This window comes from Cesiribacter andamanensis AMV16 (assembly GCF_000348925.1).
In the GTDB taxonomy this organism is placed as follows: domain Bacteria; phylum Bacteroidota; class Bacteroidia; order Cytophagales; family Cyclobacteriaceae; genus Cesiribacter; species Cesiribacter andamanensis.
In genome coordinates this window covers 23,484-45,318 of the sequence record NZ_AODQ01000024.1, presented here as the reverse complement: position 1 = coordinate 45,318, position 21,835 = coordinate 23,484, and the positions used below count along the sequence as shown (strand labels likewise).

Genomic DNA, 21,835 nt, shown 5'->3' with positions numbered 1-21,835 from the left:
GCAAAAATAAATATGTAGAAAAGCGCTACATCTTTCTTATCTGGACCCGGGCGGCCGCCGCGCGGTTCGACTCCCGGCGGCTCCACCAGAAGAGTGTCTAAAGCCCTCAATTACACTGTAGTTGGGGGTTTATTTTTTTCTAAGGTTGAATAAAGTGCCCCGTAAACTGGCGCGCTTGCATGTCATGTAGCTACGGTCCTGACGTATGCGGGAGGACGGAGAACGCCAACATAATTGTCACAGGTTCGGAACGGCCCCACGCTGGGCGACCCACGCTGGGCGACCCACGCTGGTAACCTGCAACAGGCAGAGACTGCCCTTGGCAAGCCAGGCAAAACTAATTATGCAACATTGTTGCGAGTATAAGAAACGATTCCCTATCTTTGATAAAACACTGTAATAGCAGGAATATGCGGGATCGTTTTTTTTCACTTCATCTGGATTCGGCCGGATTTTTTGCCTCCATTGTCTGTGCACTGCATTGTGCGTTTCTTCCGCTGCTGCTGCTGGCCCTGCCCCATGCTTCTCTTCCGCTTCTGCACACGCCAGCGGCTGAATTTTTAATGATCGGGGCTAGCTTTGGTCTGTCTTTGGCGGCGCTTTCCAGCGGCTTTGGAAAACATAAGCGCAAGCGGGTACTGCTTGCTATGCTGGCAGGTTTCAGCATTATCCTGCTTGGTATCACTACTGCCCTGCCCCAGGGGGCAGAAATTCTGGCTACCAGCAGTGGGGCTTTGCTGGTATCGCTGGGCCATTACCTAAACTGGTACTATACGCATAGAAAGTAACCAGTAGCACTAGTCCGTTGGCTTTTTTCGCAGCAGGCGGCCGATCACAGTGGCTTTTCTTCCCCCTTCAAACTGCACCAGCATGGTGCCGTTGCGGCCCCTGATGCATTTGCCATCGGGTCGCTCTACGGCGGTGCAGGCTTTTCCTTTTAGCGCCGGGTCGGTAAGCCGGTCGCCCAGGTAGGTGTAGTGTCTCATTGGGGGGTGGGAGAAAAGGGCATGCTAAGCAGGCTAGGGGCTGAAAGGTGCTGGCGCACATAGGGCAGGCCTATGGTAATACGTTCCTGGGGTACATCCAGCCGCAGACTGCCATGGAGGCGGTCCCAAAGGGTAAAGATCACCGAGTAATTGCTGTTGGTTTCCTGCTCTACCACCGAGTGATGAATGCCATGCATGCGTGGGGTCACAAACAGTCTGGCCAGCGACCTGTCCGTTTGTTCGGGCAGGCGCAGGTTACTATGATGAAAGCAGTTAGCGGCTTCAAAAGCAACTTCGTACAGCAGGGTGGCCCGGGGAGAGGCCCCTATCAGCAGCACCCAGGCCCCCTTGCCCGGCACAGAGGCCAGCAGCTCCCCTATATGAAAGCGCAAAGCGGTAGAAACATCCATGTCCAGATCAGCATGGTGCACCTGGTGGAAGCGCCAGAGCAGCGGCCAGCGGTGGTTAGCCCAATGCCAGAGGTAATTGCCCCAGTCCAGGGCCAGAAAGGCCAGCAGGGTAGTGGCCGCAGGGGGCAGGGGCAGCAGGCGCAGCACGCCCAGCCTTTTTTGCTCGCCCAGCCGGGCCGCCCTTACCATGGCCGGGATCAGGGCCAGACGCAGCACCGGCATGGCTGTGCTTACCACGGCGGCATTGGTACTTAATCGCTTCAGGAGCGGGAGCTGCTGCCGGCGCAGGGCATAGCGCTTTTCAAGCACAAAGAGCACCCCAATGGTAAGGGCAATGAGGGGCGTGCCCCTGAGGTCATACACGTTTCTGATCAGCTGGGAGATGGTGCCCGTCATGGGGATAAGAGGTTTAGAAGAAGGTTATAGGATGTTAAACTGCTCTTTCAGGCGTTCGTCCAGCTGATAGAGATCTTCCCGAAAGTTTAACCGGCCCTCAGTATCCTCAAAAGCAGTGAGATAAAAGATATAGACCGGTACTTTGTTCTTTAGCTGCACTACCTCCCGCCTGCCTCCCTCTAATTTGCTGCGTACCTGTTGGCGATTCAGCTGCGGCAGCAGCCAGTCGGCCATCCAGTCCGGCTCCTCAATTCGGATACAGCCATGGCTAAAGGCCCGCTCGGAGCGCTCAAACAGATGCTCCTGGGGGGTATCATGCAGGTAAATGGCAAAATCATTGGGGAACATGAATTTTACGCTTCCCAACGCATTCCAGGGTCCGGGCTTCTGGCGTATGCGGTACTCATCAAAATTTTCAAGGGCCTGCCGGGAGGGAACCACAGGCTTGCCGCCAGCATTCAGGAGCTCATACTTGTTTCGCTCCAGGTAGGAGGGGTTGTTTCTGGCTTTGGGGATAATCTCTTCCGTGGCAATGCTGGTGGGCACATTCCAGTAGGGAGAAAATACAACATGATCAATCTGGTCGCTAAAAATAGGGGTAGCGTTCATCTGCTTGCCCACTACCACTTTCATCTTCTTTATTTCCCGTCCCCCCTCATACACCCGCAGGCGGTATTCGGGGATGTTTACCAGCACATAGGTCTTGTCCATTTCGCCGGAGGCAAACCAGCGAATACGGTCCAGGTTTAGCATGAGCTGTTGCAGACGCTCTTCGGCAGGCACATTCATGGCCGCAATCATCTGGCTGGTGATCTCGGGCTGCACCGGCAGGCCGTTTCTGGCCTGGTAGCGGTTTACGGCATTTTCCAGGGCAGCATCGTAGTAGGTGCTGCTTTTTCCCTGTGCGGGGGCCGTTTCCAGGTCGCCGGTCAGGTGCAGGCGCTGGCGAATGGCTACCAGCCGCTGGCTGGAGTCGCCGGGGGCCAGTGCATTGCCCTCATCTATGCGGGGCCAGCCCCCTTCATTCACCAGGCGGGTATAGCGGTTCAGGTAGTGCTGCAGCTTTTCATACTGATCAAACTGCGGACGGAAATAGTCCAGCGAAGCATCTACATGGCCGGCAACGGCATCCTGCAGATGGGTGTAAAGGGTATCCGGTTCCAGGGGTTTGATGTGCCAGGAATTAAAAAAGTCACCGGGTTTTACCTTGCCGGTCGCAATCACATCGGCCAGCTTCAGGTAGGTGGCCGACAGCAGTATGTCCAGCTGCGCCCCTGTTTTAGGATTTTCTTGGTCGGAGGCCTGGCGAACAAGCAGGCGCAGGGAGTCAAGGGGGTACGAATTGGGGTTGAGGCCTTCCTGCTGTATGTTTTCTATACGCGTAACCAGTTCATCAGCTCGCTCAGGAGTCCAGGCCGGCTGAAAATTTCGCTCGCTGTAAAAGATGTGCAGATCTTGGGCAACGGCCCCTTCCTCAATTTTTGGCAGGTCAATCGCCAGCCCGCTTGAGTCCAGCCACTGGCGGATGTGCTGGCTGGCCTGCTCGGGAGCGTAGGCAAATTGCTGTTGCACCGGCTTGGGGGTCTCCGTTTGATCTGTGCTTCTTTCTCCGCTCTGCTCTTCGGTTTTGCGCTGGTCGGTACAGGCCATCAGCAGGGAGATCAGGGCTAAAAGGATGGTGTAGGATTTAAACTGTTTCTTCATAATTAATTCCAAAATCTGCCTATAAGCTGCCGGGCCGGGCTGTACTGTAGTAGCTGGTCAGCTCCGGGCTACAGGTTAATAGACTGCGGGATAGTTATTCTGGTCTACGCAGCCCTGGGGGGCAGGTTATAAAGCAAATCATGGGTTTTTAGAAGGAAAACACCTTTTTGCCCTGCCGGGCTGGGGAGGCGTAGCTGAAGAGGAGAGGGCTAACTGCCTCGCTGTACAAAGCAATCTGGGCATGGGGTGTAGAAGGTCTGCGGGAAATTCCACACTTTTCAGCAGATTTTTTCCCCATCTGTAGAAGATTTCTACATGTAAGAATTGCGTGCGTAAATGAAAAAAATGCGTTTAGGGCCTATTCAGCCCTGTTTTCAGGTTTTTATCCTTTTGGCACGGTCTTTTCCTATTGTCTGCATAGAACAGCAATGTTCAGTTAATTTTTGAACCCATTTTTTTTAAGTAAAACCAATATGAAAAAGACAGCATTAACATTTGTTGCAGTTGCTTTTGGAACCTGTGTGGCATTTGCCCAGACTACTCCTGTTGAAGAGAAAAAAACCACTGAAACCCAGCAGGGTGTTACTATAGATAGAATGTCTAATGAGTCCGAAGAGGACGCCATGATGGGCCGCCGTGTGATCCAAAAAGAGCAGCTTCCTGCCGCTATCCTGGAAAAACTGGAAGCCGATGAGTTTGAAGACTGGAAAATTGCTTCTGTAACTGTACTGGACGGCAACGCTATTCAGCGTCTGTCGAATACCGAAGGTGTAGAAGGTGAAGTAGCTACCGAAGGCCAGGTTGGTACAGAGGGTGAAGCCACCGTACCTGCTACTGAAGGCGAGCTGACTACCGAGAGTGGTGTGCAGTATGAGATTGTCCTGATCCCAGAAGATGTAAAGGACGAGGCTAAGGAAGCCAAAGAAGATATCAATGACGAGATCGAAGATGCCGTAGAAGACGGTGAACTGACCGAAGGCGAAGCTGGTGTAAAAGTACCCGGCATCGTAGTGCGCTTCGATGAGCAAGGCAACCTGCTTTCTCGTACTGAGCAAAGTGAAATAGAAATCAACAAGCATAAAAAAGACAAAGCTGATTATTAATCAGCCCCTTGTCTGGTAAAGAGCAAATCGCAGATCGCTCAATGTCGGCACCTGAGGGCTCACCCCCCTATTTTTTACAGGTAATCGAAATTTTTTAACCTACGTATTTTCGACCAGAAGCAACGGGGCACAGGATTTGTGCCCCGTTTTTTTATTTTCTGCCTAATTTTGTACCTTGATCAATTAACGACTTTTTTTGCCTAGAATGAGCCACATTCTCGTTGTCGACGATGACCCCATGTTCCGCCTGATGCTGCGGACCTTTTTGAATAAAAATAAATTTGCCGTAACAGAGGCCTCTACCGGAAAAGAAGGCATTAAGCAAATCCGCGAAGGCGCTTTTGATATTCTGCTGACCGACCTGCGACTGCCCGACCATGATGGCATAGAGCTGCTGGGCGAATCCCGCCGCCTGCATCCCACTACCCCGGTAATTCTCATGACCAGCTTTGGCGATGTGAAAACAGCCGTGCGCGCCATTAAGCTGGGGGCTTATGAATATGTGACCAAGCCTGTAAATCCGGATGAGATCCTGATGACCATACAGGCCGCCCTGAAGAATGCCCGGGAAGATGCCGCCCCAGCCGGTGATGAGCTGGAGTTTGTGCAGGGCCAGTCCGATGCCGCCGATCGCATCCGGGAGTTTATTGAGCTGGTGGGTCCTACCCGCATGTCGGTGCTCATACAGGGCGAAAGCGGTACCGGCAAGGAATACATTGCCAAGATGATCCATCTGCAAAGCAAGCGCAGCCAGCGCCCCTTTGTAGCGGTAGATTGCGGTACCCTTACCAAAGACCTGGCCGCCAGCGAACTGTTTGGCCACCTGAAGGGCTCCTTTACGGGCGCCTATGCCGATAAAAAGGGGCAGTTTCAGGAGGCCCATACGGGCACGCTTTTTCTGGATGAAGTTGGCAACCTGCCCTATGAGGTGCAGGTAAAGCTGCTGCGGGCCCTGCAGGAGCGCACCGTGCGCCAGCTGGGCAGCAATACCGATCAGGAGGTGGATGTGCGCATTATTGCCGCCACCAACGAACACCTGCTGCAGGCAGTAGAAGACGGGCGTTTTCGGGAAGATCTTTACCACCGGCTAAACGAGTTTGCCATAGGCGCTCCGGCCCTGCGGGAGCGTACCGAAGACATTGAGCTTTTTGCCCGCCACTTCTTAAAAAGTGCCAACCGGGAGCTGGAAAAGGAAATAACTGGTTTCGATACCGAGGTGATTGCCCTGTTTCAGAACTACAGCTGGCCGGGCAACCTGCGGGAATTAAAGAATATTGTGAAGCGTGCCGTACTGCTGGCCCGCAACGGACGCATTACGCTGGACCAGCTGCCCGAAGAACTGGTGCGGGTAGCCCAGGTGCCGCAGCAGCGCCAGGCCGTAAGCAGTACCCCCTCTGGCAGCCCTACGGTAGATCTTAAGGCCATTGCCGAACAAAACGAGCGGGAAATGATACGTCGAGCGCTGCAACAGGCTAATTTCAACAAGTCCAAAGCCGCCCGCCTGCTGAACATCGACCGCAAAACCCTCTATAACAAGCTAAAGCTGTACGGCATGGAAGCCTAGGCTGATGAGCCTGGCACTCAGTTGGTGCTGGGCTCAGCCTCTTTCAGCGCCTCTGCCACAAAGGCCGTTACCAGCACAATTTCCTGCTGCAGGGCGGCTATCCAGTCGCTGCAGGGGGCCGTGGCGCTTGCCTCAGTTTCCAGCCTGCGCAGGAGCAGGGCGGCTTTTTCGGCCTTCAACTGTTTAAAGGAGGGGTACATCTTGTGTGCCAGCTCCCGAAGCTCCTGCCAGTTTTGCTGCTGCAGGTACTGCTCCAGCAGCTGCACGTGCTGGCGTCCACTACTCAGAAAGGTTTCCAGCATCAGGCGCAGGGCGGCGGGATCACCAGCGGCATACTGCTCATATACCTGCAGGCTATAGCCATTGAGGGCAGGTGCGGCCTTGGGCCCTTTCAGGGGCATGGCCTCCCGCTGGGGAGGCAGGGGGCTCCGCAGAGGGGCTTTTTCCGGGCTTGGGGCGGCGGACTCCTGGTCGGTGTCGGCTTCCCACACACTGCCCATCAGCTGCAGCAGCTCTTCTTCTTTAAAGGGTTTTAGCAGGCAGGCGGTCATGCCTTCGGCTACATATCGGTCCAGGTCGGCCTTCATGGCATTGGCTGTAACGGCTATAACGGGAATCTGCTGATTTTCGCCCTCCAGCTGCCGGATCTGCCCCAGCAGCTGCAGGCCGCTCATGCCCGGCATGTTCATGTCGGTAAGCACCAATTGGTATTTTTTCAGGCGTAGCTTGTCCAGGGCATCCTGGCCGCTGGCCGCATTATCGGTTGGGATTTTTCCATTTGCGCAGGATGGTCTGCAGCAGCAGTACGTTGAGCGAATCATCATCTACCACCAGCACCCGTTTGTGCTGCCACTGCTGGGGCACATGCACCGGACGGCTCTGCTGCTTCTCAACCGGCTTGCCCTTTTGGTAGGGGATGGTGATGTAGAATACGGTGCCCCGGCCTTCGCGGGTCCGAACGCTGATCTCGCCGCCCTGCAGCTGTACCAGCTTTTTGGTAATGGCCAGCCCCAGGCCACTGCCCCCATAGCGGCGGGTAATGGAGGCATCGGCCTGGGTAAAGCTGTCAAAGATGCTGTTGACCTTATCGGCCGGAATGCCAATGCCCGAGTCAAGTACGGTAAGGTCTACCAGGTACTTGCCAAAGCCATTGTCGCGCACCCGGCAGCGCATTTTTACCTCGCCGGCATCGGTAAATTTAATGGCATTCCCCATCAGGTTATACAAGATCTGCTGCAGCCGGAAGGGGTCGCCCTTCAGGTAGGCCGGGGCAATGGGGAAATCGGTGCTGAAGTGCAGGGATTTGGCCTCGGCGCGCCCCTCCAGCAGGCTGGCCGTGTGGTGCAGAATGTCCAGCAGGTCAAAATCCACCTTCTCAAATCGTACCTGCCCGGCCTCTATCTTGCTCATGTCCAGAATGTCATTGACGGTGGAGAGCAGAAAATCAGACGAGAAACGGATGGCATCGATCTGTTCCTTTTGCTGGGGCTTCAGGTCTTGCTGCTGCAGCTGTTCTGAAAAGCCCACAATGGCATTGAGGGGGGTGCGGATCTCGTGACTCATGTTGGCCAGGAACTGCTCCTTTACATGACGGAGCTTCTCGGCCTTGTGGCGGGCTTTTTCGAGCTGGAGCTTATAGAAATTGCTGCGGCTGATATCGCGGATGATCAGCAATACAAAGATAAAGCTGGTGAGCAGGCCGGTACAGCTGATCAGAAATATGATGAGCGAGGCATCATCTACCATGCGACGCGCTTTTAAGATACGGCCGGTGGTTACGGCGGCTTCTTCCTGCTCCATCAGGCGAATCATGCGCCTGATCTGCTCCATGATCTCCTGGTCATTTGCCAGTAGGGTAAGCTCCTGCTGGCTAAGTTGCCGGCGGTTGCTGCTTTCTTCCTGCTGTAGTTCGCGCAGAATCTTGCGCATGTCGCTTACCAGCGAGTCGGCCACGGGCTGGGTCAGCACTACGGTATCTACAAATACCTCCCGGGTTGTGGCTACCAGGCTGCTATCTGGCGTAGTGATCACAGGTGATTTTTTGTCCTTGCCAAAGAGCTTGTTCAGAAAGCCCTTGCGCTCTACGGGTTCCATGCGCACATGGGGGGCAGGGGGCAGGTCCCGGCGTACCTCGGTCTCGGTTTTTTGCAGGGCCTTGTTTACCCGAATGGGGCTGGAGGTGGTTTGGTCCAGCCGCTTGAGGGCCTTATCGGTAAAGGTTTGCTGGTCCAGTTGGGCCTTTAGCTCCATGAACTCGTTGAGGCCGGCAATTTTGTTGGTGATAAGGGTATAGAGGGTATCCAGCTGGCGCTTGCCCCGCTCGCCCTGGGTTAGGTATTGCAGGGTGTCAAACTGATGCAGGATCTCGTTGGTATTCTTTTCGTAGCTGGATAAAAAACTCTCGTTCTGGCTAAGCGAATAGGCCCGCAGGTGGCTTTCGGCTTCGGCCAGGCTGGTAAGCAGGTGGCTCAGGTGGGCAGGCCGCGGATTGGGCTCTGCCAGCATTTCGGCCGAGTCGGAAATTTGCCGGAAGCTGGTAATGGCAAAATACAGGGCCACCACCAGGCCAACCGTCAGCAGGCCAAAGGCGACAAACACCTTTATCTTGGTCGAGTTCGTTAATCTGCGCAGAATAGCCAATGATTTTTTTCTGTAACGGAAAAAGAGGTAAAAACATTCACCGGGGCAGCACAAGGCTGCTGCCTATGCCCTTAACAGGCAACCAGCGGCGGCTGTTAGGGAAAAAAGAGGGCAGCCCTACGCCGCCCTCTGCTGATTTGTGCGGGCTACCCCTTAGCGGCCATACAGGGCTTTTCCGGCCTGCTCATACTTATCGCCACTGCGCCAGAAGGGGGCCTGTTGGCTATTGGCCACTTTTTCGGCGGCCAGTACAAAGGCCCGGGTGTAGCGGCTTACATACTGGTAATTAATGGTTTCGGCTTCATCGGCCGGCTGGTGATAGTACTTCGAAACTTCTGCATCAAAGGCCGTAAGCCCCTGCGAAAAGGTTGGGGCAGGGATGCCGGCCTTGGCAAAATGCACATTATCGGAACGGTCAAACAGATTCATCTGCGGAACTGGGTCCTTAATGGCTTCCAGCCCAAAAGCCTGGGCGGCGGCCATCAGATCGTCTTCAGCTTCGGTACGCTCCAGGCCTATGACGGTAACTTTGGTAGTGTCGTTGTAGCCGGCTCCATCTATGTTCAGGTTGTACACGATCTGCCGCAGGGGTACAGGGGGGTGCTCTACAAACCAGCGGCTACCCAGCAGGCCTTTTTCTTCGGCCGTCCAGGCGGCAATGATAACGGAGCGTTTAGGGGGATTCTGGGCAAAATAGCGGGCGGCCATCATCAGGGCGGTGGTGCCAATGGCATTGTCCCGGGCGCCGTTGTAAATGCTGTCGCCCTCTATGGGCTGGCCTATGCCCACATGGTCGTAATGGGCTGAGAGTAACACATATTCCTGTTTTAGCTCAGGATCGGTCCCTTCTATTAGAGCCACTACATTGGGGCTGTTGATGGCCCGATCGCTCCGGCCACTGATGGTTCCGCTTACAGTTGGCTGTTTGCTCTTGCGCAGGCGTTCCATCAGGTTGCCGGAGGCATCATTAACCCAGAAGATCGGGAGGCCTGCGGGACCCAGGGCGGCTCTATCGGCAAGGGGCTGCAGCTGAGTGCCTGTGAGGTAGCGGCTCATCTGGTCCCAGGGCAGCTGTGTGCTTGTGTAGAGTTCTATCAGGCCCAGAGCGCCCATTTCCTGCAGCTGCTTCTGCTTTTCAAAACTGGCAAAAAATACTTCCCTTGAGGTAGATTGGGGGCTTTTGCCGGCCCGGGCCAGCACCCATTTTCCTTTTACCTGATCGGCTTTCAGCTCGGCCTCGGTGCCATAATCAAGCAGCAGCACAGGCCCCTGCTGCAGCGGACCATTGGCTCCATCCCGCATCAGGAAACCTTCATTGAGGGCAAAACGCTGGGTGCCGATGGTAAGCTGGCCTTGCTGCGGTGATTTTGTTTGCCGGAAAGGCACCTGCTGAAAATAGCCCTCCAGCCCCGGTAGGGGCTGCAGACCATACGAGCGGAAGTATTCTGCCATATAACGGGCGGCTACCTCCAGTCCGGGAGTGCCTACATCACGCCCGGCCAGCTCATCAGCCGCCAGAAAGCGGATGTGCCGCTCTACTTCGGCCTGGTCAATGGTGCTGCGGATAAGGTCGCTGCTGGATACGGGAGCGGCGGGAGCTTCGGTGATGGTCTGCTGCACCGGTGCGGTAGCACAGCCGGCCATCAGCAGGCCAATAAGAAAGAGGGGGTTGTTTTTCATGTGTGGGGTAGGCGTTGGGCAGCGGGTGCCCTTAAATGGTTTCGGGTAAGGTGTAGGTGCGGCCGGCATTTACCTGCTTCAGGTAGGGCATCAGGGGTTCAAAATAATTGAGCATGGCCTTGGCGCTCAGGTCTTCGCCGGTGGTTTCGCGCAGCAGGCTGCGCCAGTCCCGGGTAGCGCCCGGCGAGAGCAGGTCTTTCAGAAACTGGCCCACCTGCTTATTGCCGTAGTAATTGGTGCTGCGCGGGTCCTGCTTTAGAATATCCCGGGCAATGTGCTCATGCATCTGAAAGAGCAGGGCGTAGCTGATGGCATAGTCATAGTACTGGGCGGCATCATCATTGATATGGGTTTTGGAGGCGGCATCGGTATACTCCTCGCCCCTATCGGCAGGGGGTACCATGCCCTGGTAGGTACGGGCAAGCTCCCACCAGCGCTGGTTCAGCTGGTTTTCGGATAGCTGGGCGGCATAAAGGTCATGCTCAAACTCGGTCATTACCCCGGCTGCAAAGGGGATAAACACAATGTAGTTCAGGGCTTCTTTCAGCAGGGTCTGGGTCTGGTCGGTCTCTACTCCGGCATCAATAAGGCCCAGGCCGGCCAAAAAGGGCTTCTGCATGGAGGCCAGCCCCAGCATGCTCCCTACAGCCTCATGAAAGGCCCGGTTGGCGCCGGAGCGCAGCAGGGGGGGCACCTCGGGATTGGTATAGCTGATGTAGTAGTAGATATGCCCCAGCTCGTGGTGGGTGGTTTCGTACCACTCTTCGTTGGGGATTACACTTTGCAGGCAGCGTACATCCTGCTCCAGGTCCATATGCCAGGCCGAGGCATGGTTGTTTTTTTGTAGGGGGCATCGGCCGGGGCGGGGTATAGGCTGCTTCTTTCCCAGAAGCTCTGCGGCAGGGGGTTAAAGCCCAGGCTTACATAAAAGCGCTCGGCCTGCTGCATGATCCATTCGGGTCCTTTTTGCTCCAGCACCGGTCCCAGGTCCAGGCCTTCCACATTCACCATGGGGCTCCAGTCCTGGCCCCAGCGGTTGGGCAGCCAGTGGGCGGGAAGCATGTCGGGCACTTCCTGCTGGCCATAGCGGCTGGCCAGCTCGTAGCGGGCATAGGTGTGCAGTTCCCGGTACAGGGGCCAGATGTCGCGGATCAGCTGCCGGTTGAGCTCCATCATTTCCTGGGTGGTCATGCCATAGTCGCTAACCTGGTAGGCAAAGTAATTGTCGTAACCCAGGGCCTGTACGGTTTCATTGCGCAGGCGGCGCAGGTTCAGCAGGCCCTGCCGCAAGTCGCGCCCCACTTCTTTGGAGGCGGTCCAGGCATTCAGGCGGCTGTCCAGGTTCATGGTGCCCTTCAGGATATTATCGATATCGTTGGTGCTTACCGAGCGGTTATCCACCTTAAAATCGTAGCCAAAAAGCAGCTGGGTCTGGGCCGCTTCGGCCTTGATGCGCTCGCTCACCAGGGCCTCTACCGTAGCCGGGTTGTTGGCGGCATTGTAGAGGATCACCTCCAGCTGTTTTACCTGCAGGGGGAGCAGCTCGGCGCGGTTTTCCAGCAGCGTTTGGGCGGCTTCTATATTTTCCTGGCTGCCGGTAAAGCGGGCCAGGGCTTCGTTGGCCTGCTGCACCTGCCAGGCATTGGTGGTATCGCCGGGCACTATGCGGGTATTGGCGGCCCACTCGGCCTGGGCAGAAGCGTAGTAGAGGCTTTTGTACTGGCTGGTATACTCGCTGAGAAAGCGCTGGGCCTGCAGTTGGGCCTCATTTTCGTCGGTACTGGTTTCGGCCGGGCGCTGGGAGCAGGCCAGCAGCAGGCAGCTTGCCAGCAGGAGGTAGAAATGCTTCATGGCAGTAAAAAAATAGGGTTAACACAATGGGGGAAAGCAAACGGCGCAGCACATACAAAAAATGTAGGACAGCTGGCTTAAAAGGGCATTTGCTGCTTTCTGGGGGATAATGTAAAAATAAAAAAGGGGAGAATGAAATTTTTGCCCATCAACGGCCAAAAAGAGCCCTATTGGCGGGTGGTGTAGGTAATGGTAAGGGCAGGGCGCAGGCCGGCATCGGCAGCATCGCTGGAGGCAAACACCATGCTGCGGTAGTGGGTCTCGTTGCTTAGCTGTAGCATAAACCCAAAAGATTGGTCGCTATGCTGCAGGGCATCCTGCATCAGGGCAGTTACATCTACGGTATAATCCTGCTCGCCATGCTCGCTCAGCGGCAGGCTTACCTGGTGCAGGGGGGTGGTGGCCGGCTGGGTATTCCAGGTAACGTCTTGCTCCTCCCAGGGCTCTATAATGCGGCTGATCAGGGCCTGGTTGAGGCCATTGTGGCCGGGGTTGCGGTTGGCTACATGATGGTGCAGCTGCAGGCTGGCCTTTTCAATGCGGGCATCTCTGCCAAGCGCAGAAAGATCAAAGGAAAACAAGCTGCGCATGATGGTGGGCTGCTCCTGAAAGGTCCAGGCGCTGGCCAGCAGCTGGGGGTGGTAGGGGTAGCTTTGGTCAGGCAGGTAGTTCCAGATGACCGCATCCTTACCGCGGGCAGCATCGGGTTGTAGCTCCAATACCCGCTGCACCCGCTCCAGTTTTGGTAGCCACAGGTACCAGATGCCTGCCGATAGGCTGAGAAGGCCCGCCAGGGCCAGAAGTGGGAGGGTAGCTTTCATCGATATACAAACGCCACTGCCAAATCTGTTGTAAAATAAAGGATAAGTTTAGGCAGGAGATGCCTGTTTCTGTAAACCAGCACATCTCGGTCAAATGTACAACAAAAGCAAAAGGGTGCAGGGCTATGGCCATAAAAACATGAAAAAAAGTGCCTTGTGGTAGCTGAGCATCAGGCAGGCTCGCAGGCCAACCCCGTCCTGAAACTAGGCGGAGGCCTGTGCTGCCGCGCGGCAGGCTGCTATCCGCCCGGGCCAATTACACTTCGGGTCAGGTAAGGCAGGCTCCCTGCGGGCATGTCAGTCATTATCTGCACCAGGATTGGGACCCGTAACACCTGGCAGGCCGATGCGTTATACTACTGAGTTAATTTTATACACGTCAGCAGATACGTATGGGGTTTGAAATGCCAAAGCGTGTGTATACTTCCCAGGGGAAGGAGCGCACGGTAGGATTTGAGTTGGAGTATGGCAATGTACCCCTGGATAAAGTAGCCACGCTTATTCAGCAGCTCTTTGGGGGTACTATTCGCTGGGAAAATCGCTTTTCGGCACTGGTGGAAGATACCCGTCTGGGCACCTTTACGCTGATGTTTGATGCCCGCCTGCTGCATGAAAAAACTTATCAGAAGCCCCTCAAAAAGCTAAACATTGATATCAGTACCATACAGCTGGGCGATTCCAATCTGGAGATTGAGGTAGAAAACGTACTGGCCAGCATGGCCAGCATGCTGGTGCCCTACGAGATAGGCACGCCGCCAGTGCCCATTACCCGCCTGCATGAGCTGGAGGCGCTGCGGGAAGCCCTTTTTAAAAATAATGCCAAGGGGACTAAGGCTTTTCCCACCAATGCTTTTGCCACCCATATCAACCCTGAAATGCCCGATCATGAGCCCGGCACACTGCTGCGCTACCTGCAGGCTTTTCAGCTGCTCTACCCCTGGATGCTGCGCAGCATGGAAATAGACCTGGCCCGGCGCATATCTCCCTACATTGACCCCTTTCCTACGGAGTACACCCACAAGCTGCTGCAGCCCGGCTACCAGCCCAGCCTGGATCAGCTGATCGATGATTATCACCAGGATAACCCCGACCGCAACCGCCCGCTGGACCTCTACCCCCTGTTTGCCTGGCTGCGCAGGGAAAAGGTGGCCACCTTTGAGGATATTGGCAAGGTAAAGCCCCGGCCTACCCTGCATTTTCGCCTGCCCAACAGCCAGATGGAAGAGGCCGACTGGTCGCTGGAAAAGGTGTGGAACAGCTGGGTAAAGGTGGAAAATCTGGCGGCAGATCCCCAAAAGCTGGCCTCCCTGAGCCAGGAGTACCTGCGCATGCGCAAAAATGTAGTATTAGGATTTAAACAGAAATGGGCCGATCATACGGAGAAATGGGTATAAGAAAAATAATTGCCATTAACCGAAGCACTCCTACCATCGGCATCACCGGGCCTGATCGGGGGGGAACTACGGCCTGGCTCTTTACCGCCCTGGCCATTCGGCTGGCAGGGGGCAGGCCGGTGCGCATTACCCCTTCCCGCCCCCGCACGGCCGATGGCCTGCAGGGGCTGGTAATTGGCGGCGGGGCCGATGTAGACCCCGATGCCTACCAGCAGGAGCATGTGCTGGAAGAATACCTGAACCGCAGCCTGCGCCACCCGCGCAAAAACCTGCTGCAGCGCCTGGCAAGCCTAACCCGCCTGGCCTATTACCCCTTTTTATTCTTTGTGCGCAAGCTGCTGAGCCGCCCGCGTCAGTTTGGCCTGGATCGCCGGCGAGATCACCTGGAGTTTCAGCTGATCGATCAGGCCGTGCGCAAGGGATTGCCCATTCTGGGCATCTGCCGCGGCTCGCAGCTACTGAATGTATATTTTCGGGGCACCCTGCATCAGGATATCAATGCGTTTTACTGTGAGGAGCCCAATCCCTCCAGTGTGTTTCCGGTAAAGCGGGTCTATATACGGGAGGGGAGCAAGCTGGGCCATATTCTGGGCGTACGGCAGATCAAGGTAAATGCCCTGCACAACCAGGCTGTAAAAGAACCCGGCCAGGGGGTGCAGATTGTCGCCCGGGAGGCCAACCAGGTGGTGCAGGGTATCGAGCTGCCCGAGGCCCCCTTTGTGGTGGGGGTGCAGTGGCATCCCGAATACCTGCCCCAGCGCCAGCGGCAGCGCCAGATCTTTTCGGCCCTGGTGCAGGCGGCCGCCCGGGTACATGCCCAGATTGAAGCGCCCGATATGCAGGAGGCACTGGCGCAGCCCGTAGCCCGGGCCGTACTGGAACTGGAGGAGCAGGAGCATGCCTCCCGCCACCGGCCCAAATAGGGGCAAAAAGAGCTCAAAAGTGGTGGAGAGGCGAATTTTTCGCTATCTTAAGCAGCGGCTTAGCCGCCTTACCTTTTTTGATCATTATGAAGATGTTACATTTTTGCCTGCCAGTAGTGGCGGGTTTAACAGCCTGTACCCAATTAGGAATGGAATCAGCCCAAGCCCCTTCTGATCAGCTTTTATATCAGTCCGAAACCTTTGCCGTGTATGCCGACCGGGTTACCCAAAACCTCTACGAAGCGGCAGCCCTAAGCCCCACGGCCCTGATCTCTAACTACCAGAGCCCGGCCAATGACCAATTCAGCCGGGGAATTGATTTCAAGTTCAGCCTCAATGGCAAAGACAACGAGCTGCCCGTGGGGGTCAACCATTTTCTGGTGCTCTATCCCGAGGGAGATGAGGGGATTGTGAGTCCGCTGATCACCTTTGGGCAGACCTATACCGATACCCGGCCGGTACCTGCAGATGATTTTCTGGAGCAGAATGTGCGTTTCCGTATCCGGCTGGACATGCGCCCGGTGCTGGAGGCCTTTGCCCGCCAGGGCTACTACCAGGATTACCGGGGCGAGCGCATCTACCAGAGCGATTTCAGGGGGGTGTATGTAGCCGGCAATGCCGAGCCCCTGAGCTGGGATTTTGAGAACCTGCCCTCCCGGGAAGGCATGCAGCTGCAGGACCCCGATGGCGATGGCATCTATGAAACCACCCTGGTGCTGAACCCCTACAATCCCGAAAACTTTACGGCCAATCGCTGGGAGCTGACCGAAGATATTTCGGCCTACCCCCAGTACCGCTCCAGCCAGCTGCTGGTAGATGCGCTCTATGCCATGTCGCTGGAAGAAATGAAGCTTGATGTGCGCCCGGACCAGACCTTTATGGCCGGCGAAAAATGGAACGGAGTCTGGACGCGCGATATCAGCTACAGCATTGTGCTGGCGCTGGCGGCCATAGAGCCTCAGATCTCCAAGAATAGCCTGATGGCCAAGGTAAAGGATGGGCGCATCATTCAGGATACAGGCACGGGAGGCTCCTGGCCCGTATCGACCGACCGCACCACCTGGGCGCTGGCGGCCTGGGAGGTGTATGCTGTAACCGGTGATCAGCAGTGGCTGCGGCAGGCCTATGATATTATTAAAAAATCGGCCGAAGAAGATCTGCAGGTAGCCTTTAATGAGCAAACGGGCTTGTTTAAGGGAGAGTCCAGCTTTCTGGACTGGCGCAAGCAGAGCTACCCCCAGTGGATGGGCCCGGTACCCATTTACCTGAGCGAAACCCTGGGCACCAATGTAGTGCATTACGAGACCTACCAGATCCTGGGCCGCATGGCGCAGCTACTGGGCGAGCCGGCCGAGCGCTGGCAGCAGGTGGCCCAGCGCGTAAAACAGGGCCTCAACAAACACCTCTGGCAGCCCGACCGGGGCTTCTATGGCCAGTACCTCTACGGCAATGCCTATCTGGCCCTGTCGCCACGGGCCGAGGCCCTGGGCGAAGCGCTGGCGGTGCTCTATGGGGTGGCCGATGCCGGCCAGGTGCAGCAAGTGATCAGCCGCACGCCCATGACCGCCTTTGGGGCTACCTCCATTTATCCGCAGATCCCCAATGTACCACCTTACCACAATGAAGGCATCTGGCCCTTTGTGCAGGCCTACTGGAACTGGGCGGCTGCCCGGGCAGGCAATGAGCAGGCGCTGCTGCATGGCCTGGCAGCCACCTACCGCTCTGCAGCCCTCTTCCTGACCAATAAAGAAAATTTTGTTGCCAGTACCGGTGATTTTAACGGTACGGAGATCAACTCAGACCGCCAGCTCTGGAGCGTAGCCGGCAACCTGGCCATGGTATACCGGGTGTTCTTTGGCATGCAGTTTGAGCCGGGGGGCATCCGCTTCAGCCCTAGTGTGCCGGAGGTGTACGGGGGGCAGCGCAGCCTTACGAATTTCCGCTACCGCAATGCGGTGCTGCAGCTGGAGCTCAGCGGCTGGGGTAATCAGATTGAGCAAATGGAACTGGATGGCCGGGTGCTGGATGAGCCCTTTATACCGGCCGATCTGCAGGGCGAGCATCGGGTGCTGATCCGCCTGAGCAACAGCCCCTATCCCCAAAAGCCCTATGCCGTAGTGGACAATCATTTTTCGCTGCCGGCGCCTGAGGTGCAGTTTACACAGCAAGCGCTGCGCTGGCAACCGGTAGCGGGAGCTGTGCAGTACCAAATCTGGCAAAATGGCAGCCTGGCAGCCGAAAGTGCCGATACGCAGTACCCCCTTGGCAATGGGCTAGCCGCTTATGCCGAATACATGGTGGCGGCCGTAGATGAGGCCGGCTGGCCTTCCTTCTTCAGCGAACCGGTGCAGGTGGTAGACCCGGCCCGGGTGCAGCTGATAGAGGCCGAGCAACTGGCGCCGGCAGCCAGCCTGCAGTATGAAGGCTATAGCGGAAAGGGATTTGTAGAGCTCAGCCGCCAGCAGAATACCCATATCAGCTTTAGGGTACAGGTACCCCAGGCGGGCGAGTACCTGCTGGATGTGCGCTTCAGCAACGGCAGTGGCCCGGTCAATACCGATAATAAAGCTGCCATTCGCAGCTTGTATGTGGGGGAGGCCTATGCCGGGCCGGTAGTAATGCCTCAGCTGGGTACCGAGGAGTGGTCTAACTGGGGGCGCAGCAACCCGCTTCGGCTGCAGCTGCAGCAGGGCGAAAACCAGCTGCAGCTGCGCTTTATGCCCTGGAATGAAAACATGAACTCAGAGGTAAACCGGGCCATGCTGGATCAGATCCGGCTCATTCGGCTGTAGGAGCAGGGAGTAGACAGGCTACCGTGCAGAATTAGCTTACGGGCCTTCACCCTTTACGACTTTACCGATTTGTAAAAGCCCTGCTACCTTAGCTCACCGAGGGAGTGGGGCTTTGTTCATCTACCCATTTTTGCAGCTGGCCGGTAATTTCTTCCAGGCAATGTACCAGTCCCTCGGCCATGCTCCAGCCTTCGGGCGTTTGCAGCTCACTGAGCTCCATGAGCTCCAGCCTGCGTATGCTGCTATGCTGGCAGCGTACCTCAAATAGATCGATGTTGGGCTTCAGCCTGTGGGCTATATCCCGCACCCGGGGGGCATCGCCCTGCTGCAGGGCATCCTTGAAGGCAATGCGCTGCTCTTCGCAGGTCTTGATAAAGAGGCGCACCATGCGGTCTACAAACTCCTGGTTGTTATTGCTTTGCCGGTATAGCTTGTTGAGGCTAAAGCGCACGGCAGCTGTTTCGGCCGGCTGCGGCAGCGGCAAAGGCAGCGGGGGGGGCGCCAGCGGAGCTTTGGCCTGCGGCAGGTACTTGAGCACTTTGCGGTACAGATCTTCCGGTTCAAAGGGTTTGCTGATGTAGTCGGTCATGCCGGCGTCAATTACCTGCTGGCGGATGCCGGGCCGGGCATTGGCCGTAAGGGCTATTACGGGCAGATCTGCAAGGGCCAGGTCTTTTCGGATGCGTTTTACCGTTTGCATGCCATCCAGTTCGGGCATATGCAGGTCCATCAGCACCAGGTCATAGTGCTGCTTTTGCAGCTTTTCCAGCGCCTGCAGGCCATTGTCGGCCACATCGGGGGTTACTCCCCAGGCTTCAAAAAACTGCACCAGCACCAGCATGTTCAGGGGGTTATCTTCTACCAGCAGCAGCGAGGCCTGCTGTATGCGCTGGCTTGGGGGTTCCTTAAAGGCCAGGTAGGGTATTTCCATGGCTTCTTCGGCTGCCGGCAGGGCAAAGCGCAGGGCAAAGTAAAAGGTGCTCCCTTCTCCCTGCTGGCTTTCTACAGTAATCTGACTGCCCAGCAGCTCCAGCAGGCGTTTTACAATGGCCAGGCCCAGGCCGGTGCCGCCGTACTTGGTGCTGCTGCTGGGGTGGGCCTGTGTAAAGGTATCAAAGATCTGCTCCAGGGAGTCGGCTGGTATGCCAATGCCGGTATCACTTACTGAAAAGGCCAGCTGCACCTCCTGCTCCTGTAGTTCCTGCAGCTGCACACGTAGCGTAACCGTACCCTTGGGGGTGAATTTTATGGCATTATCCAGCAGGTTGTTCAGGATCTGGGTAAGGCGGGTAGCATCGCCGGTTACCCGGGCGGGCACCCCTTCCTCTATCTGCAGCTGCAGGCTGATATTGCGCTCGTCGGCCTTCAGGCTCAGGGCTTTTTGCAGGCCATGGCACAGCTTGTGCAGGTCAAAGGCTGTTTGCTCCAGGGCAATCTTGCCAGCTTCTATCTTGTTAAAATCAAGAATATCATTGATGAGCGACAGCAGGTTCTCGCCTGAGAAGATAAGCAGCCGCAGGTTGTCTTCCTGGTCTGGCCGCGGCTTCTGGCGAATGAGCAGCTGCGAGATGCCCAGCATGGCATTGAGGGGCGTGCGGATCTCGTGGCTCATGATGGAGAGAAACTGGGCTTTGGCCTGCGAGGCTTTTTCGGCGCCATCGCGGGCCTTGATGAGCTTTTCGTTGGTTAGCTGCTGATCGGTTACATCGGCCAGGGTACCGCTAAGGCCGACAGCCTGCCCCCATTTATTTTCGATCAGGCGCGCAAAAAACTCCAGGTAGCGGACGCCGCCCCCTTTTACACGTATGCGCAACACCTGCCGGCAGAAGTCAATCTTATGCTCATGAAGCAGCTGGCGCAGGGCCACAAACTCGGCCCGGTCCTGGGCCAGGATGTAGCTGCTCAGGGGCTGGCCCAGGCACTCTTCCGGACTATAGCCGGTAATCTCCTGCCAGGCCGGGTTCAGAAAGATCAGGCAGTTGTTCTCATCGGTCTGAAAGATCACTTCACTGAGGTTATCTACCAGTGAGCGGTATTTTTCTTCACTCTGCAACAGGCGGTATTCGGCCTGCTGCCGCTCAAAGATGTTGCCCAGCAGGTTAGAGAAGGTGTCCAGCAGGTCAATATCGGTGGCTTCCCACTGGCGCTGCTGCAGGCAGTCATCAAGGCCTACAAAACCGGCCAGTTCATCCTGCAGGTACAGCGGCATGATGATGAGCGAACGGCTCGATTGTTTCAGCAGATGGGTTTTGAGCGCCTGTGGCAGTTCCTCGGCATTGGGGTAGACCAAGCCTTCTTTTTTGAGCTGTTTGCGGAAGTGCGGCAAAACCGAATAGGGGATGTTCTGCAGATAGTCGATCTGCGGGCTAATGCCTGTATTGCACCATTCAAAGGTGTTAGAGGTAAATACCCCATCGGAAGAGTTTTCAAAAATGTAAACCCGGCTGGCCTCTATATGCTGCCCAATAAGCTGCAGCGCTTCCTGAATGGGTTTTTCAAAATCTTCCGATACCGAGTTAAAACTCAGTGATATTTTGTTCAGGATCTTGAGCTGATCAATTGTGCTGAAGAGTTTCTGCTCGGCTTGTACACGCTGGGTTACATCGGAGCTGGCTCCTACCAGGCGTATCAGTTCCCCCTGCTGGTTATACACCAGCCTGCAGCGGACCATGACGTGCCGCCACTGGCCAGTGCGATGCTTCATCCGACACTCGTAGCTTAGGTTGGTGGGCTGGGAAGCAACACTTCCCCACACCAGGGTTTTGATACGTTGCTTGTCCTCGGGGTGGGCCGGAGCCGTAAAGTTCTCAAAGGTATTTTCCAGCTCATGATCCTGATAGCCAATGAGAGCCTTCCATTGGGGAGAGAGGTATACCTCGTTGGTAAGCAGGTTCCAGTCCCAGATGCCTTCATTCATGCCATGCATGGCCAGGGTAAAGCGTTCTTCGCTCTTCTGCAACTGGTCTTCGGTGCGGCGTAGTTCGGTTACGTCAAGCGAAGTGCCAAACACCCGCTCGGGCTCGCCGCTGGCGCCATTTTCTACCTTTACGGTGGTGTGCAGGTGCCGAATGGCGCCATCGGGCCGCACAATGCGCAGCTCAAAGCTGGAATAGCCCTGGCTAAGCGACTGTTGAATGCCCTCCTGGGCCAGGCAAAGATCATCGGGGTGGATGTAGGAAAAAAAATCACCCCCGGCCGGCGGGGAAGCCTGCGGATCAAGGCCAAACTGCCGAAAGAGCTGGGGCGACCACTGCAGGCTTAAGTCAGCCATACTAAGCTCCCAGCGGCCCAGATTGCCCAGTTCCTGCGCCTCCAGCAGGGCTTCTTCGCTTTTGCGCAGCCGCTCCTCTATCTGCTCGTGTGCCGAAATGTCCTCTCGTAATACGGAATTTTCCCGAGCCTGCTCTGCCATCTCCTGTTGCAGCGCCTGCTGTACCCGGGCCAGCTCGGCAGCGGTTTGGGCGGCCAGGCGCTCCGCCTCCCGGCGGGCCTGCTGCTCCTGCTCAAGGGCGTGTGTAAGCTGTTCTAGGTCGGTCATGGCAAAGGGGGTTAGAGCGGCATATAAGGGGTG

Annotated in this window: 16 protein-coding genes; 6 read left to right on the top strand and 10 right to left on the bottom strand. The window is 56.3% G+C overall.

Annotated elements, in window-relative coordinates; all coding sequences use genetic code 11:
- Positions 1 to 410 precede the first annotated feature (410 nt).
- The gene (locus ADICEAN_RS06525) at positions 411 to 788 is read left to right on the top strand and encodes a MerC domain-containing protein (protein ID WP_009194772.1); all 378 of its coding nucleotides are present in this window, start codon (positions 411 to 413) and stop codon (positions 786 to 788) included.
- Between the two features lie 9 nt (positions 789 to 797).
- Here the strand turns inward: ADICEAN_RS06525 and ADICEAN_RS06520 are convergent, their stop codons facing one another.
- The 3 genes from ADICEAN_RS06520 to ADICEAN_RS06510 are packed head-to-tail and all read right to left on the bottom strand — an operon-like array spanning position 798 to position 3,496.
- Entirely contained in the window at positions 798 to 986 is a 189-nt protein-coding gene (locus ADICEAN_RS06520; RefSeq protein ID WP_009194771.1) for a hypothetical protein, read from the bottom strand.
- Positions 983 to 1,792, bottom strand: a complete 810-nt coding sequence (locus tag ADICEAN_RS06515; protein WP_009194770.1) for a sterol desaturase family protein — start codon at positions 1,790 to 1,792, stop codon at positions 983 to 985. Before ADICEAN_RS06515 ends, ADICEAN_RS06520 begins: the two co-directional genes overlap by 4 nt.
- A 24-nt stretch (positions 1,793 to 1,816) precedes the next feature.
- Positions 1,817 to 3,496 (bottom strand): L,D-transpeptidase family protein, encoded by a 1,680-nt coding sequence (locus ADICEAN_RS06510; protein ID WP_009194769.1) that lies wholly within the window; start codon positions 3,494 to 3,496, stop codon positions 1,817 to 1,819.
- A gap of 473 nt (positions 3,497 to 3,969) precedes the next feature.
- On the opposite strand from ADICEAN_RS06510, the gene ADICEAN_RS06505 reads away from it, so the two are divergent.
- Together ADICEAN_RS06505 and ADICEAN_RS06500 are read left to right on the top strand one after the other, a co-directional pair.
- The gene (locus ADICEAN_RS06505; RefSeq protein WP_009194768.1) at positions 3,970 to 4,599 is read left to right on the top strand and encodes a hypothetical protein; all 630 of its coding nucleotides are present in this window, start codon (positions 3,970 to 3,972) and stop codon (positions 4,597 to 4,599) included.
- A 205-nt stretch (positions 4,600 to 4,804) separates the two neighbouring features.
- A complete protein-coding gene (locus tag ADICEAN_RS06500) occupies positions 4,805 to 6,163 on the top strand; it encodes a sigma-54-dependent transcriptional regulator (protein ID WP_009194767.1) in 1,359 nt (452 codons plus the stop codon).
- Positions 6,164 to 6,180: 17 nt separating this feature from the next.
- Here ADICEAN_RS06500 and ADICEAN_RS06495 read toward each other — a convergent pair whose 3' ends face one another.
- The 6 genes from ADICEAN_RS06495 to ADICEAN_RS06475 form a co-directional block, all read right to left on the bottom strand.
- Positions 6,181 to 6,987: a response regulator gene (locus tag ADICEAN_RS06495; protein WP_083879687.1), complete on the bottom strand. Its 807-nt coding sequence runs from the start codon at positions 6,985 to 6,987 to the stop codon at positions 6,181 to 6,183.
- Positions 6,920 to 8,761 (bottom strand): sensor histidine kinase, encoded by a 1,842-nt coding sequence (locus ADICEAN_RS06490; protein WP_161622670.1) that lies wholly within the window; start codon positions 8,759 to 8,761, stop codon positions 6,920 to 6,922. The genes ADICEAN_RS06495 and ADICEAN_RS06490 overlap by 68 nt, the downstream gene beginning before the upstream one ends.
- Positions 8,762 to 8,956: 195 nt before the next feature.
- Positions 8,957 to 10,483, bottom strand: coding sequence for a M28 family peptidase (locus ADICEAN_RS06485; protein WP_009194764.1), 1,527 nt, complete (start codon positions 10,481 to 10,483; stop codon positions 8,957 to 8,959).
- 31 nt (positions 10,484 to 10,514) lie between these two features.
- Positions 10,515 to 11,297: a M2 family metallopeptidase gene (locus ADICEAN_RS23525; RefSeq protein WP_009194763.1), complete on the bottom strand. Its 783-nt coding sequence runs from the start codon at positions 11,295 to 11,297 to the stop codon at positions 10,515 to 10,517.
- Positions 11,258 to 12,334, bottom strand: coding sequence for a M2 family metallopeptidase (locus ADICEAN_RS23520; RefSeq protein ID WP_009194762.1), 1,077 nt, complete (start codon positions 12,332 to 12,334; stop codon positions 11,258 to 11,260). The genes ADICEAN_RS23525 and ADICEAN_RS23520 overlap by 40 nt, the downstream gene beginning before the upstream one ends.
- Positions 12,335 to 12,501: 167 nt before the next feature.
- Positions 12,502 to 13,155: a DNRLRE domain-containing protein gene (locus tag ADICEAN_RS06475; RefSeq protein ID WP_009194761.1), complete on the bottom strand. Its 654-nt coding sequence runs from the start codon at positions 13,153 to 13,155 to the stop codon at positions 12,502 to 12,504.
- A 416-nt stretch (positions 13,156 to 13,571) separates the two neighbouring features.
- Here ADICEAN_RS06475 and ADICEAN_RS06470 point away from each other — a divergent pair, with 416 nt between their 5' ends.
- The 3 genes from ADICEAN_RS06470 to ADICEAN_RS06460 all read left to right on the top strand — a co-directional run bounded on the left by ADICEAN_RS06470 (position 13,572) and on the right by ADICEAN_RS06460 (position 18,264).
- Complete coding sequence (locus tag ADICEAN_RS06470; protein ID WP_236612874.1) at positions 13,572 to 14,549, top strand: amidoligase family protein; 978 nt, start codon at positions 13,572 to 13,574, stop codon at positions 14,547 to 14,549.
- The gene (locus ADICEAN_RS06465; RefSeq protein WP_009194759.1) at positions 14,540 to 15,472 is read left to right on the top strand and encodes a gamma-glutamyl-gamma-aminobutyrate hydrolase family protein; all 933 of its coding nucleotides are present in this window, start codon (positions 14,540 to 14,542) and stop codon (positions 15,470 to 15,472) included. Before ADICEAN_RS06470 ends, ADICEAN_RS06465 begins: the two co-directional genes overlap by 10 nt.
- Positions 15,473 to 15,621: 149 nt before the next feature.
- Positions 15,622 to 18,264 (top strand): alpha-L-rhamnosidase-related protein, encoded by a 2,643-nt coding sequence (locus ADICEAN_RS06460; RefSeq protein WP_236612873.1) that lies wholly within the window; start codon positions 15,622 to 15,624, stop codon positions 18,262 to 18,264.
- 88 nt (positions 18,265 to 18,352) lie between these two features.
- On the opposite strand, the gene ADICEAN_RS20990 is transcribed toward ADICEAN_RS06460, so the two are convergent.
- Positions 18,353 to 21,802, bottom strand: coding sequence for a PAS domain-containing hybrid sensor histidine kinase/response regulator (locus ADICEAN_RS20990; protein ID WP_009194757.1), 3,450 nt, complete (start codon positions 21,800 to 21,802; stop codon positions 18,353 to 18,355).
- Between the last annotated feature and the right edge of the window lie 33 nt (positions 21,803 to 21,835).

Coding starts and splice junctions, on each gene's coding strand:
- ADICEAN_RS06505 (WP_009194768.1), top strand. CDS start 3,970: ATGAAAAAGACAGCATTAACATTTGTTGCAGTTGCTTTTGGAACCTGT.
- ADICEAN_RS06500 (WP_009194767.1), top strand. CDS start 4,805: ATGAGCCACATTCTCGTTGTCGACGATGACCCCATGTTCCGCCTGATG.
- ADICEAN_RS06510 (WP_009194769.1), bottom strand. CDS start 3,496: ATGAAGAAACAGTTTAAATCCTACACCATCCTTTTAGCCCTGATCTCC.
- ADICEAN_RS06515 (WP_009194770.1), bottom strand. CDS start 1,792: ATGACGGGCACCATCTCCCAGCTGATCAGAAACGTGTATGACCTCAGG.
- ADICEAN_RS06485 (WP_009194764.1), bottom strand. CDS start 10,483: ATGAAAAACAACCCCCTCTTTCTTATTGGCCTGCTGATGGCCGGCTGT.
- ADICEAN_RS06495 (WP_083879687.1), bottom strand. CDS start 6,987: ATGATGATTCGCTCAACGTACTGCTGCTGCAGACCATCCTGCGCAAAT.
- ADICEAN_RS06525 (WP_009194772.1), top strand. CDS start 411: ATGCGGGATCGTTTTTTTTCACTTCATCTGGATTCGGCCGGATTTTTT.
- ADICEAN_RS06460 (WP_236612873.1), top strand. CDS start 15,622: ATGGAATCAGCCCAAGCCCCTTCTGATCAGCTTTTATATCAGTCCGAA.
- ADICEAN_RS06465 (WP_009194759.1), top strand. CDS start 14,540: ATGGGTATAAGAAAAATAATTGCCATTAACCGAAGCACTCCTACCATC.
- ADICEAN_RS20990 (WP_009194757.1), bottom strand. CDS start 21,802: ATGACCGACCTAGAACAGCTTACACACGCCCTTGAGCAGGAGCAGCAG.
- ADICEAN_RS06520 (WP_009194771.1), bottom strand. CDS start 986: ATGAGACACTACACCTACCTGGGCGACCGGCTTACCGACCCGGCGCTA.
- ADICEAN_RS23525 (WP_009194763.1), bottom strand. CDS start 11,297: ATGGACCTGGAGCAGGATGTACGCTGCCTGCAAAGTGTAATCCCCAAC.
- ADICEAN_RS06475 (WP_009194761.1), bottom strand. CDS start 13,155: ATGAAAGCTACCCTCCCACTTCTGGCCCTGGCGGGCCTTCTCAGCCTA.
- ADICEAN_RS23520 (WP_009194762.1), bottom strand. CDS start 12,334: ATGAAGCATTTCTACCTCCTGCTGGCAAGCTGCCTGCTGCTGGCCTGC.